The sequence below is a fragment of the Pseudomonas sp. MS15a(2019) genome (assembly GCF_013277805.1).
In the GTDB taxonomy this organism is placed as follows: domain Bacteria; phylum Pseudomonadota; class Gammaproteobacteria; order Pseudomonadales; family Pseudomonadaceae; genus Chryseomonas; species Chryseomonas benzopyrenica.
On sequence record NZ_VBTN01000003.1, the window covers coordinates 231,743 to 244,285 of the forward strand.

At 64.9% G+C, this 12,543-nt stretch carries 10 protein-coding genes; 1 reads left to right on the forward strand and 9 read right to left on the reverse strand.

The window, feature by feature from the left end; genetic code table 11:
* Positions 1 to 148: 148 nt before the first annotated feature.
* The 9 genes from FEZ61_RS04640 to FEZ61_RS04680 form a co-directional block, all read right to left on the reverse strand.
* Positions 149 to 1,774 carry a methyl-accepting chemotaxis protein gene (locus tag FEZ61_RS04640; RefSeq protein WP_160922463.1) on the reverse strand — a complete coding sequence of 542 codons (1,626 nt, stop codon included), beginning with the start codon at positions 1,772 to 1,774 and terminating at the stop codon, positions 149 to 151.
* A 135-nt stretch (positions 1,775 to 1,909) separates the two neighbouring features.
* A complete protein-coding gene (locus FEZ61_RS04645; RefSeq protein ID WP_173147491.1) occupies positions 1,910 to 3,262 on the reverse strand; it encodes an OprD family porin in 1,353 nt (450 codons plus the stop codon).
* A gap of 123 nt (positions 3,263 to 3,385) precedes the next feature.
* Positions 3,386 to 4,852 carry an ATP-binding cassette domain-containing protein gene (locus FEZ61_RS04650; RefSeq protein ID WP_173147493.1) on the reverse strand — a complete coding sequence of 489 codons (1,467 nt, stop codon included), beginning with the start codon at positions 4,850 to 4,852 and terminating at the stop codon, positions 3,386 to 3,388.
* On the reverse strand, positions 4,849 to 5,670 hold the full coding sequence (locus FEZ61_RS04655) for an ABC transporter permease (protein WP_173147495.1): 822 nt from the start codon (positions 5,668 to 5,670) through the stop codon (positions 4,849 to 4,851). Before FEZ61_RS04655 ends, FEZ61_RS04650 begins: the two co-directional genes overlap by 4 nt.
* Positions 5,667 to 6,602 (reverse strand): ABC transporter permease, encoded by a 936-nt coding sequence (locus FEZ61_RS04660; protein WP_064308691.1) that lies wholly within the window; start codon positions 6,600 to 6,602, stop codon positions 5,667 to 5,669. The genes FEZ61_RS04655 and FEZ61_RS04660 overlap by 4 nt, the downstream gene beginning before the upstream one ends.
* Entirely contained in the window at positions 6,599 to 8,140 is a 1,542-nt protein-coding gene (locus tag FEZ61_RS04665; protein ID WP_173147497.1) for an ABC transporter substrate-binding protein, read from the reverse strand. The genes FEZ61_RS04660 and FEZ61_RS04665 overlap by 4 nt, the downstream gene beginning before the upstream one ends.
* Positions 8,141 to 8,451: 311 nt before the next feature.
* Entirely contained in the window at positions 8,452 to 8,934 is a 483-nt protein-coding gene (locus FEZ61_RS04670; protein ID WP_173147499.1) for an EF-hand domain-containing protein, read from the reverse strand.
* A 217-nt stretch (positions 8,935 to 9,151) separates the two neighbouring features.
* Positions 9,152 to 10,210 carry an ATP-binding protein gene (locus FEZ61_RS04675; RefSeq protein WP_173147501.1) on the reverse strand — a complete coding sequence of 353 codons (1,059 nt, stop codon included), beginning with the start codon at positions 10,208 to 10,210 and terminating at the stop codon, positions 9,152 to 9,154.
* Positions 10,211 to 10,212: 2 nt separating this feature from the next.
* Complete coding sequence (locus FEZ61_RS04680; RefSeq protein WP_093251123.1) at positions 10,213 to 10,953, reverse strand: response regulator; 741 nt, start codon at positions 10,951 to 10,953, stop codon at positions 10,213 to 10,215.
* Positions 10,954 to 11,548: 595 nt separating this feature from the next.
* Here FEZ61_RS04680 and FEZ61_RS04685 point away from each other — a divergent pair.
* A complete protein-coding gene (locus FEZ61_RS04685; protein ID WP_173147503.1) occupies positions 11,549 to 12,532 on the forward strand; it encodes a DUF1852 domain-containing protein in 984 nt (327 codons plus the stop codon).
* Positions 12,533 to 12,543: the final 11 nt, after the last annotated feature.

A 12,543-nucleotide genomic window follows, 5' to 3' on the forward strand; every position in this document is an offset into this window, starting at 1 on the left:
TTGTGCCTCAGGCATTCCAGCGGCAAGCCACGCTGCCGGAGTTCGTGCACCGGTACCGGCGAACAGGCTGCGGCCCTCATTAGTCGAGCTATTACAGCGAAGAACCTGCAGCTGGACGCTGCAAGCCCTTCCCGCCTCCGCACCCTGCCTAGACGGCGAATTCGCGAACCACGCGATTCAGGCCGGTAGCGAGCTTGGATACCTCGGCGCTAGCGCTGGCGGTCTGGGTGGCACCGGTCGCGCTTTGGGTCGCCAGATCCCGGATGCTGGTGATGTTGCGATCGATTTCCCGGGCCACCTGCGCCTGCTCTTCGGCGGCGGTGGCGATGACCGCATTGCGGTCGTTGATCTGGGAGATGGATTCGGCGATCTGCTCCAGGGACACATTGGCCAGTTGGGCGACCGACGTGGATTCCCCGGCCAGCTGCTGACTCTCGGCCATGGCCTTGACGGCCAACGACGAATCGCTCTGGATGGCGCCGATCATCTGTTCGATCTCGCGGGTCGACTGCTGAGTACGATGGGCCAGCGCCCGGACCTCGTCGGCGACCACGGCGAAGCCGCGTCCCTGCTCGCCCGCCCGGGCCGCCTCGATGGCCGCATTCAGTGCCAGCAGGTTGGTCTGTTCGGCGATGGCGCGAATGACTTCGACCACGGCGTTGATGTCCTGGGCACGGGACGACAGCGCCTGGATCTGCTCACTGGTACTGGCCACGTTCTGGGCCAGCGCCTCGATCGACTGGACCGTGCGGGTGACCTTGTCCAGGCCTTCGCTGGTCAGGGTCTGGGTGTGCAGCGAGGTGCTGGCCGCATCGGCGGCATTCCGCGCGACCTCCTCCACCGCCGAACTCATCTCGGTTACGGCGCTGGCCGCCTGATTGACCTCGTCGTTCTGCCGTACATAACCCCGGCTGGCTTCGTCGATCACGGCGGTCATCTCCTCTGCCGCGGAGGCCAACTGGGTCGAGCTGTCGGCGATATGGGAAACGGTGTCGCGCAGATTGCCCTGCATCTGGGCCAGGGCCTGCAGCATGCCGGCCGCCTCGTCACGACCGACCACGGTGATCCGCTCGGTCAGATCCTTGCGGGCGATCCGTTGGGCGATGCGCAGGGCTTCGCCAACCGGTCGCGTGATGCTGCGGATCAGCAGGGCGGCCAGCACTACGGTGGCCAGAACGGTCAGGGCGATGAGGCCATAAACCCAGTACAGGCCCGTGGTGAAGGTGGCCTTTGCCGCGATTCCGGCGGCCTTGGCGCCGCGCTCGTTGAAGGCACTCAGCTCGGCGATGTGCTTTTCCAGCGCATTGGTGAGCGGGCGTATCGACGTATTGATCAGGACGATGGCACCTTCGTTGTCACCTGTGCGCAGTTTCTGCTCGAAGGCTTCCAGCAAGGTCCGGTAGCCTTCCGCCCCCTTGACCACGGCCGCGTACAACTGGCGGTCTTCGTCGCTGGCCAGGGTCGCCTCGTACTCTTTCACCGCCGCGAAGAAGGCATCGCGATAGCCGGGAAAGGCCGCGACGGTCTGGGCGCGCAGCTGCGGATCCGGCGTGGTGGTGCCCCTCAGACTTTCCAGACGCAAACGCAGCAGCCCGCCGCCCATCTTCGCCGCCAACTGGTTACCTGGTAGCCAACTGGTCTCCACGTCCTGTTCCGCCTCGTAGAGCTTGCCCATCTGTACCACGGCGACGGCGCCGAGTCCGAAGACAATCAGGACGATCACGGAAAAGAACAGGACGGCGCGGGGGGCGACGTTCAGACTGCGCAGACTCATGAGTTGGGCATCCCTAATAAAGTGACTATTAGAGCTATCGGCGCAACAGAGTCCTCTTAAGCCAGGCGCGACGGGCGGCAGCGAACCGGCTGCCAGCGGTCGGTTCGTCGCTCCTCGCGGTAACGATTGCCGGCGCTAGAGCAGGCGCAGCGGATAGTCGACGATCACCCGCAGCTGATCGACCGAACCGCCGGTGGACAGCGAGCCGCGATGCCAGGCCTGGCGTACCCGGATGGACAGACCCTTGGCCGAGCCGGATTGCACGACATAGCGCCCTTCCAGATTCAGCTCCCGCTCCCGGTCGTCGGCGCCGTACAGCCCGCGATAGGCGCTGGTGACGGGCAGGTTGCTGCCATCGATGTCACTGCCCTTGATGTAGCGGGTCATGAGGCTGAGACCGGGCACGCCCAGCGTCTTGAAGTTGAGGTCGTAGCGTGCTTGCCAGGAGCGCTCGCCGGGAGCGTTGAAGTCGGAGAACATCGAGGCATTGCCGAGGAACAGCCCGCCGCCGGTGCGCCCGTTGTCGCCCATGCCGATGTAGTCGAAGGGCGTATCCCCATCGATCCGCTGCCAGCCCAGGGTAAAGGTCTGCGGACCGAGGCTGTAGGCTGCGGCGAAGCTGTAGGCCGTGTTGTCGATGGGACCGGCGTTGGCGGCACCGGTATCGAGGGTCCGGTACAGGTTGGCATCGAAGGTCAGCGACTGGCTCGCCGACAATGGCTGCACCAGGTTGAAGTTGCCGTAGTACTGATTCCAGATGTCGTCGAGCTGGGCCGCGTAGAGCGACAGGCTGACACCCTTGGCCAAGGCGTACTTGCCCCCGGCGTAGTCGACGTGATCCGCGCGGCGCCGGGCATAACCGGCCCAGAGATCACCGTCCCGGTTGGTGCTGACCTGATCGGTACCCGAGGTGAAATGTCCGGCTTCCAGCGTCAGGCCGGAGATGTCCGTGCTGAGGATGCTCCAGCCGGTGGCACTCTGGGGCAGCAGGCGGCTGGTGCTGATGGCGAAGACCGGTGCCGTGGGCAGTTGCTGACCGTAGCGCACCACCGTCTGTCCCAGACGCAGCTTGGCCGCCGCGCCGGCGCGGGAATACTCGTCCGCCGGTTGGTTGCCGGCATGGACGGGTAGATTGCCGGTTCCTCGGCGCCCGGGACCGCCATCGAGCTTCAGGCCCAGGTAGCCGAACGCGTCGACGCCCAACCCGACCGTGCCCTGGGTGAAGCCGGACTGGTAGTCGAGCAGAAAGCCCTGGGTCCAATCCTTCTGATCGGCCCGGCCGTTGCGGCGATCGCTGCCGAAATAATAGTTGCGCAGGGTCAGGGTGAGCTTGCTGTCGTCCAGGAAGCCGTCGGCCCTGGCCTCCTCGCCCGTCAGCAGCCCCATACAGCCGCCCAATACGCCCAGTGCCAGCGGCGCGGCCAGGCGCCTGCCGTGCAACCAGCGACTGGCTCGGGGTAATCCTTTCTGATAGCGCAAGCGTTCCATGAAGTCCTCTGCGGAGTGTGGGTGATCTAGTTGTTGGAAAGACGCGCGCACGAAGGCAGTGGCATCCCACCACGGCCTTGGCGACGTCTGTTGGCAGGCCCGCCCCCCCGTGCGGCCCTGATCTCAGGTCAGAGATTCAGCCAGGCGGCTGCCCTGCTCCCGTGCCGGCGCTTGGTCCTGCAGGGGGCTGGTGTGGGTGCCCAGATGGATGCGCCGATCGGCGACGGCCTCCACCAGGTCCTCGTCATGGCTGACCAGGAGGATGGCGGTCCCGGATTCCTCAGCCGTCTCGACCAGCAGCTCGATCATCTCCTGCTGGGTGATGAGATCCAGCCGCGAGCTGGGTTCGTCGGCAAAGATCAGCGCTGGATCGAGCAAGAGCACGCGCAGCAGGGAAAAACGCTGCAATTCGCCGCCGGAGATGTTGCCGGGCAAGCGATCCAGCAGCCGCTCATCGAGCCGCAGGCGCTGCATCAGCCGGCCAATCCGCGCCGCCTCCAGGCGATGCAACCGCACCAGATCCGCCAGCAATTGGCGCAGGGTCACCGAGGGTGCGAAAGCGGCCACCGGGTCCTGGTGCAGCTTCTGGAAAGCGCAGCGACTCAGACCAGGCTGGCGCCGGATCGCCCCGCTACTGGGCGCGGCCAAGCCGAGCAGGATGTCGCCCAGGGTCGACTTGCCGCAGCCAGACGGCCCGGTCACGCCGAGGATCTCGCCGGGCCGGACGGTAAAGGACAGCTCCTCGAACAGCTGCTTGCCGCCGCGCTGGGCGGACAGGCCTTCCACCGCGACCACGGCGTCATCGGCGAGCGGTCGCGCGGCACGTTTCGACCATTGCGCGGGATCGGCAGCCAGCAACTGGCGGGTATAGGCATGCTGCGGCTGGCCCAGTACCTGCTCAGCCGTGCCCGATTCGATCACCCGCCCCTTGAGCATGATCATCACCTCGCCACCCAGCCGGCGCGCGACTTCCAGGTCGTGGGTGATGATGAGCAGGCTCCCGCCCTCGGCCAGCATGGCCTTGAGCAGGTCGATCACCTCGTCGATGCGATCGCGATCCAGGCCCTTGGTGGGCTCGTCGGCGATGAGTACCGGCGAGCCACCGGCATGGGTGGCGGCAAAGGCCAGGCGCTGGGCCATGCCCCCGGAAAGCTGGAAGGGATACTTGCGCTCGGCGCCGGCCAGACCCAGGCGCGCCAGATCCGCGCTGGCCTTGGCGCGGGCTTCGGCACGGCCGAGGCCAACCACCTGGGTATAGGTCTCGGTGACCTGGGACAGGGCCTTCATGGTCGGGTCCAGGCTCAGCCAGGGTTCCTGGGGCAGCACCGCCAGCCCCCTGCCCCAATGCTCGCGGCGACCGGCCTGGCGGCCCTCTTCGCTGAAGCCGTCCGCCAGGCCGATCTGCCCGTGGGCCTGCAGTCCTGCCGGCAGGTTACCGACCACTCCCTGGGCGAACAGACTCTTGCCCGAACCTGTCTCGCCGATGATGGACAACACCTGACCCGGCGCCAGGCGGATGGACAGCGGTTCCACCAACTGAGCCTCGGCGGTACGGATCTCCAGCGCCGTGGTAGTGAGCAAGGCGGTCATGGCTTGCGTCCTCCGGTGATGAGCAGCAGCGACAGCACGGTCAGAAAGATCGCGAGGATCGGCAGGGCGATGACCAGTGGCGCTTCGGCGTAATAAGGCAGCAATTCGGTGATCATCAGCCCCAGCTCGGCGGTGGGCGGCCGTACGCCGATGCTGACGAAGCCCAGGGCGGCGATAGCCATGATGGTCGAGGCGGCGCCAAAGGCAGCGATGGTCAGGAGAACCGGTGCCAGTTGCGGCCAGAGATGACGGCGCACGATGTAGACCGGCCCGAAGCCCAGCAGCTGGCTGGCGGCTACCGCCGGCGAAGCCAGTACGGTGCGCGACAGCGCGCGGGTCATGCGGAAGTACTCCACCCACAGCACCAGGGCCACGGCGCTATAGAGGGCGACGAAGGAACCGGGAAACACCGCGACGATCAGCAGGACCAGCAGCAGGCCTGGCAGGGCCAGGAACAATTCGGCCAGTCCGCCCAGCAGCTTGTCGACCAGCCCGCCCTTCCAGGCGGCCAGGATACCCATCAGCACGCCCGGGATGGCGGCGGTGCAGACGCTGATGAAGGCCAGCCCCAGCGAGAAGCGGATGGCTACCGACAGCCGCGCCAGCATGTCACGACCCAGGTGATCGGTGCCCAGGGGATAGGCGCTGCTGGGTGCCGCGAGGATCGCCATATAGTCCTGGCGGGCGATGTCGCCCTGCCAGAGCAGCGGAGTGAGCGTGGCGAAGGCGATCAAGGCGGCCAGCAGAGCCAGGCCCAGTCCGCGCGCGGAAGACTTCACTGGAGGCGCCGCCAGGGCAGCGGTAGCGTCGAGATTCATGCGTTTCTCCCGCGCGGGTCGATCAGATGATTGGCGAGATCGACCAGGGTATTGAGGATGACGAACAGCAGTCCCATCGCCAGGGCGGTGCCCTGCACCATGGGCACGTCGCGCTGAACGATGGCGTGGACCAGGCCGTGACCGATGCCCGGCCAGGCGAACAGCGTCTCCACCACCACCACGCCTTCGATGAGATACACCAGCTGCACGCCCAGGTAGGTCACCACCGGCACGCCGATATTGCGCAGGCCGTGGCGCAGGAAGACCCCGGCGCCTCTCAGGCCCTTGAGGCGGCCGAAGCTGTAATAGGCGGAGGCCGCGACCTCCACGGTGGCATCCCGAGCGACCCGGGACGACACGGCGGCCAGCCCCAGGGCCAAGGTCAGCGTGGGTAGCACGCTGTGCCAGAAGGTGCCGTGCCCGGCCGCCGGGAACAGCTGCCAGGAGATGGCGAACAACAGCACGAAGATAACGCCCAGGACGAATTGCGGCAGCGCGCGGATTGCGGTGGTCAACAGCAGCAGGCCGCGGTCCAGCAGGCTGCCCGGACGCAGACCGGCCACCACGCCCAGCGGCGGCCCCAGCAGCAGCGACAGGCAGACGGCGCCAATGGCCAGGCGGATGGAGCTGCCCAGTTCGTGGGCGACGACATCCATCACCGGCTTGCCGGAGACCAGCGAATGGCCGAGATCCAGGGTCAGCAGATCGCCGATCCAGGCGAAGAAGCGCCACAGCAGCGGCTGATCCAGATTGAGCTCGGCCCGCACGGCCTCGGCCGCCGCGGTATCCACCAGGTCGTAACCGTAACGTCCGGCGGCGATGCGGTAGGCGGCGTCGCCCGGCAGCAGGTTCATGAACAGGAAGGTGAGCCCCCCGACCAGCAGGGCGACCAGGCCCGCCTGCAGCAGGCGAAAGGCGAGCAGGCGGGTCATTGGCTCCACCGCATCTTGCTCAGGCCAAAGGTGCGCTCGAAGGGATCGATGGCGGCGCCTTGGACGGCATTGGACACGGCCATGGTCTGGCGATACCAGGCCACCGGGATCACCGGCAGGTCCTTTTGCACCTGGGCCATGGCGGCGTAGCGCTGACGCTGTTGCTCGGCCGGATCATCGCTGGCCAGCAGCGCGGCCAAGGCCTGATCGAAGGCCGGATTCTGCCACCCCAGCGGGCCCCATTCGGCGCCACCGTGGCTGAAGTCATTGAGCAGGGTGACCAGGGGATCAGGCACCAGTGCGAAGTTGCGACCGTAGAGCGCCAGCTGCAGCGAGCCGTCGTTGTGGGCGGCGGGGATGGCGCTGGAGTTCTGCACTGCGACTTCCACGTCCACGCCCACTTCGCGCAACTGCGCCTGCAGGGCGGTAGCGATCAGCGGCAACTCGGGACGATCCGAATAGGTCAGCAGCTTGAGCCTGAGCGGCTTGCCGTCCTTCTGCAGGATGCCATCGGCTCCCGCAGTCCAGCCCTGGCCGGCCAGCAGCTTGCGCGACGCCGCCGGATCATAGGCGAGCGGCGCCAGCTCGGGGTCATGCCAGGCGGGCACGTTCTTGGCGAACAGCTGGGTCGCACCGGTACCCGGGGCGCGCAACACGGCGGCGGCGACGCCCTCACGCTGGATGGCCAGACTGAGCGCCTGCCGCACCTCGACCGGCGCGGTGGCGCCAGCGCCGGAGTTGGGGGTCAGCAACACCACCCGCGGAACCGGCTCGATCAGTACCTTGAGATTGCTGGAGCGCTTGAGTCGCGCGATGCTGGGCGGATCGAGCTGGAACACCAGTTCGGCATCGCCGCTTTCAGCCATCAGGGTGCGGGTCTCGCCGCGGCCGGCGGCCAGGTAGGTGGTCTTGGCGATCTCCGGCTGGGTGCCCCAGTAGCCGGCGAAGCGCTCGGCGGCCAGACGCTGGGGCGGCTCCAGCAGGGTCAGCTGGTACGGTCCCGTGCCGATGATCTTCTGCACCTTGCCATCGGCATCATAGGCGGCGGGCGCCAGGATATTGGTGGAGGAATGCGCCAACAGGGCCAGCAAGGGCTTGAAGGGTTTCGCCAGGCGGATCACCACCTCGTTACCCTCGGCAGTGACCGATTCCATGCCTGCCTGCTTGAGTACTCCGGGCTTGCCGCGTGCCGCATTGAGCGCAGCGGCCGCGGCTTCCGCCGTGAGGTCGCTGCCGTCATGGAATTTCACCCCCTGGCGAATGGCGAGCCGCCAGGTCAGGCCATCTGCCAATTCCGTCCAGCGCTCTGCCAGTCCAGCGATCGGCTTGCCCTGGCCATCGGCTTCGAGCAGGGTCTCGGCGATCTGCATGCGCTGGAAGACGAAGCCGGAAATCGACGGGTCCAGACCACCGATCTCGAAGGGGCCAACCACATCGAAGACGCGTTCCTGAGCGCTGGAAAGGGTCGGCACGAACGCGACCAGGGTGGCCAAGGCCGAAGCGGTCAGGGCCGTGCGGAGGGGGCGGGATGAAAGCATGACAGTCCTTAGCAAAGCGAAAACGCCGATACCCGCTGCTAACACCTAGGTATCGGCCAAGCCAATGAAGGCGCACGTTATATCATAACGTTTCCGCGAGAATCCAAAGCCAAGCCGTGATGGCAACATCTTGAAACAGCTAAGAAATTAGCCCGGGATGCAGCCAGCTGACGGCACCCAGGGACCTGGTGTCGAGGGGTAAGGGGTTCACCCCTCACGGGGAGCGGCGCGGAGAAAGGAGTCGCGTGAAGCCTGAGTGGGTGCAGACTGGACGGCCCCTGGCCGCCCTGCCCTGCGCTATCGACCTACGTTCAGGCAGCGACGTTCAAGGTACTACCCGTGGCGCTACTGGTGCCGTTGCTGCCAATGCTCTGGTACTGGCGCAATACCGCCTGAACCCGTTGCGCATAGGGGCTCGACGCCGTCCCAGTGCTAGCCTCGGCCTCGGTGTCCCCTTGCCCGCTCGTACCCTGGGGCGGCGGTGGAGGCATGGGCGGGCGCGCTGAACCGCCCAGCCCCGCGACGCTGGAATCGCTGGATTCCTCCGTGCCCCTCTGCCCCTGGGGAGCGCCAGGTGCACCCGGCGGCGGTGCGAAGGCCGAGGCAAATTCGCTCTCGCCGACGCTGCCATCGCCATCCTGGTCCAGCATGCCGAGCAACTTGTCGACGTCGATATCTCCGCTTTCGTCGGTAGCCGTCTGGGTATCGCTCGCCGCACTGGCGGCGGCGGTAAGTTCGCTCTTGCTGATGGCGCCGTCGCCATCGCTGTCGAGCTTGCTGAACAGCTTCTTCAACGGGTTGCCGTCTTTACCCCCGCTGACGCTGTTGCCGGACGCTGTCGTAGCTGTGCCTTTGATCGCGCTGGCACTGCTGTAGTAGCTGGAGTAGCCACTGCTATTCCGCTGATCATGAATATCTCTCCTGGGAAATGCGGACATCGGTGTTCCGCACCTACCAGTATCCGCCGCCTGGATGTCGGCCATTTGGCTACTTTGTATGCCCGGCGATACATCAGGGGCGCGGCAGCACCACCTGGCAGGTCAGTCCGCCACCGGGGGTTTCGCCAAGCGTCAGCTCGCCTCCCATGTGCGCCGCCGCTTCCCGGGCGATGGCCAGCCCCAGCCCGGTCCCCCCGGAGGATCTGTTGCGCGAGCCCTCCAGGCGATAGAAGGGTTCGAACACCGCCTCACGATACTGGGCCGGTATCCCAGGGCCGCGATCGAGGATGGAGATGATCAGCCGCTCCGGCTGTTCGCTCAACTGGATCTCCGCCTGGCCGGCGTAGCGCAGGGCGTTCTGCAGCAGATTGCCGAGGCAGGAGCGCAACGCCATGGGCGCCACCTTCAGCGGCTGGCAACCTCCCTGGACCGCGACCTGGGCGCCCTCCTCGGCCGCATCTTCAGCCATGGCCTCGACCAACGCCTGGACGTCGCAGAGGATGGGACGCTCCTGGCGGTGCTGTTCGCGCAGATACCTCAGGGTGCCGTCGAGCAACTCGATCATGTCGTCCACGTCCTGGCTGACCCGGGCATGCAGGCGCGGATCGTCGATGTCCTCGATGCGCAGCTTCACCCGCGCCAGGGGCGTGCGCAGATCATGGGAGATGGCCGTGAGCATGCGCCCGCGCTGCTGGAGTTGTTCGAGCAGATGCTGGTGCATGCGATTGAGCGCCCGTGCGGCCTCGCGAGTCTCCCAGGGGCCGCTGACGGGAATGGGCGAACCGTCGAGGTTATGGCTCAGGTGCTCGGCGGTCTCGGTCAACTGGCGCAGCGGCCGGGTCAGCAGCCGCGCCCCGAGCCAGGCCGCGATCACCAGCGAGCCCAGCTGGAAGATCAAGGGGCCGCCGAGGAACCACTCGATGCGCTGCCACACGCCGGGCTCCCGATGGGGGAAAGGCCCAGGCGGCGATGGTCGATCGAAGGCGGCCTCGCCTTCCATGGGCGGTGGAGGTGGCGGCGGGCGCTCGCCGAGGCCATGGCGAAACCAGAAGAAGGCCAGCAGATGGCCCAGCAGGATGGCCAGCAGAAAGACCCCGAACAGCCGAGCGAACAAGGTATCCAGGCGGCGCATGGCTAGTGCCCTATCTGCCTGGCATCGAACAGATAGCCCTCGCCGCGCACGGTCTTGATCAACTGCGGCGCCCGGGGATCGTCGCCCAACTTGCTGCGCAGCCGCGACACCTGCAGATCGATGCTGCGATCGAAGGCCTCGATCGCCCGTCCCCGGGTGGCATCGAGCAACTGCTCACGGCTCAGCACCTGGCGCGGCTGCTCGATGAAGACCCAAAGCAGCCGCACCTCGGCATTGGACAGGGGCACCATCACCCCGGCGGGCGAATGCAACTGGTGCAGGACACCATCCAGTTTCCAGCCATCGAAGCTGACACTGGTCCGCGGCGCCTTGCGTTGGGTCACCTGCCCCTCCTGGGTCCGCCGCAGTACCGACTGGATCCGTGCCACCAGCTCCCGCGGTTCGAAAGGTTTGGCCATGTAGTCGTCGGCGCCCAGCTCCAGGCCGATGATGCGATCCGCCGGCTCGCACTGGGCGGTCAGCATCAGGATGGGAATGCCACTGTCGCGCCGCAGCGAACGACAGAGGGAAAGCCCATCCTCCCCCGGCAGCATCAGATCCAGCACCACCAGGTCGAAGGCCTCCCCCGCCAGCGCCCGACGCATTTCTAGGCCGTTACCCACGCCCCGGGCACTAATGCTGAAGCGCGCCAGGTAACCGCAAATCAACTCGCGGATCGACGGATCGTCATCCACCAGCAGGATGCGCGAGGTCCAGCGCGGGGATTCGGATGACAGCGACATCGGGGCTACCTGAACAGTCGGACGATCTGGATGCGCATGCTAGCCGTTCGCCCGGCGGGGCAGCTACGGATTGGCATGTAGGCTTGTGTAAAGGTGGTCAAGGGATGGATACCTGAGGTTTGCCGGAGCGCCTATGACCAAAGGCGCCCAGCGTTGGAACGCATCTGCGGCGGGTTCTTTCCCTACGCCAAAGCCTCCCCTTCGGCTTTAACCAGTCGCAGCGGATCCTGGTAGCCGCCTGAATTGGCCCAGGGCTCGGTCACCGCATAACGCAGGCGACCAGAGCGAGCCGCGGCGGCTATGACACCGGAATAAAGCCAAGGCGAAGCGGATGGTGGAGCGGGAGTGGCAGCAGCAGGCCGAGAAAACGTTGGCCTAGTGAGGGTGTCTGCCGAAGCGCTTCACAGGCGATCCGGCCCTGGCCTAATCATGAGTCCCGCTAAAGTTTTTTTGAAATCAATTCATTATCTATAGCGTCACCGCTGAAATAGACTGAGTGCTCATATTAGTCAGTCCAGTTCCGGCAATGAATCATGACGACAATGCCGGCAACCGGATGCTCTTTGCCTGAAGTTTGAGAAGGAGCGATTTGGCGATGAGCCATAATTTCGATTATTTAATTAAAAAGACGCCGTTCGACGAGCGCTACCGCCCCTCGGAAAACACCCGCATCACCACTAATTTCGCCAACCTGGCGAGAGGCGACAATCGCCAGGAGAACCTAAGAAACACCTTGAAGATGATGAATAATCGCTTCAACTCCCTGGCTGACTGGGACAATCCGCAAGGGGACAGATACAGCATCGAACTCGACATCATCTCCGTCGCAGTGAGGCTCGACTGCACAGGTGGCGAAGCCACTATCCCCTTGATCGAAATCCTGAAGACCAACATCCTGGACAGGCACGCCGAAGAGCGCATAGAGGGCGTAGCCGGAAACAACTTCTCGTCCTATGTGCGTGATTACGATTTCAGCATCCTGCTCTCCGAGCACAACAGGGACAGAGAAGGCTTCAGTACCCCAGAAAATTTTGGCGAACTACATGGAAAATTATTCAAAGACTTCGTAGGCTCAAGCGCCTACAAGGCCAACTTCAGCAAACCGCCAATCGTCTGCCTCAGCGTCTCCACCAGCCGGTTGTATCAGCGCACGGAAAATCAACACCCAGTGCTCGGCCTCGAGTATCGGCAAGACGAATACTCATTGACCGATGAGTATTTTGCAAAAATGGGACTGAAGGTGCGCTACTTCATGCCACCCAATAGCGTTGCGCCTCTCGCCTTTTATTTTTCAGGTGACCTGCTGAACGACTATACGCACCTGGAACTCATTAGCGTAATCAGCACCATGGATACCTTTCAAAAGATCTATCGGCCTGAGATCTACAACGCAAATTCGGTCGCGGGCCACCTGTATCGCCCTAACCTGAGGCATCAGGATTACTCGCTGACCCGAATCCTATACGACCGGGAAGAGCGCAGCCAACTGGCGATAGAGCAGGGAAAATTCACTGAAGAGCATTTCATCAGACCCTATCGATCCCTGCTTGAGCAGTGGTCTGCCACCTCTTCCTTTTAAATATTTGCACA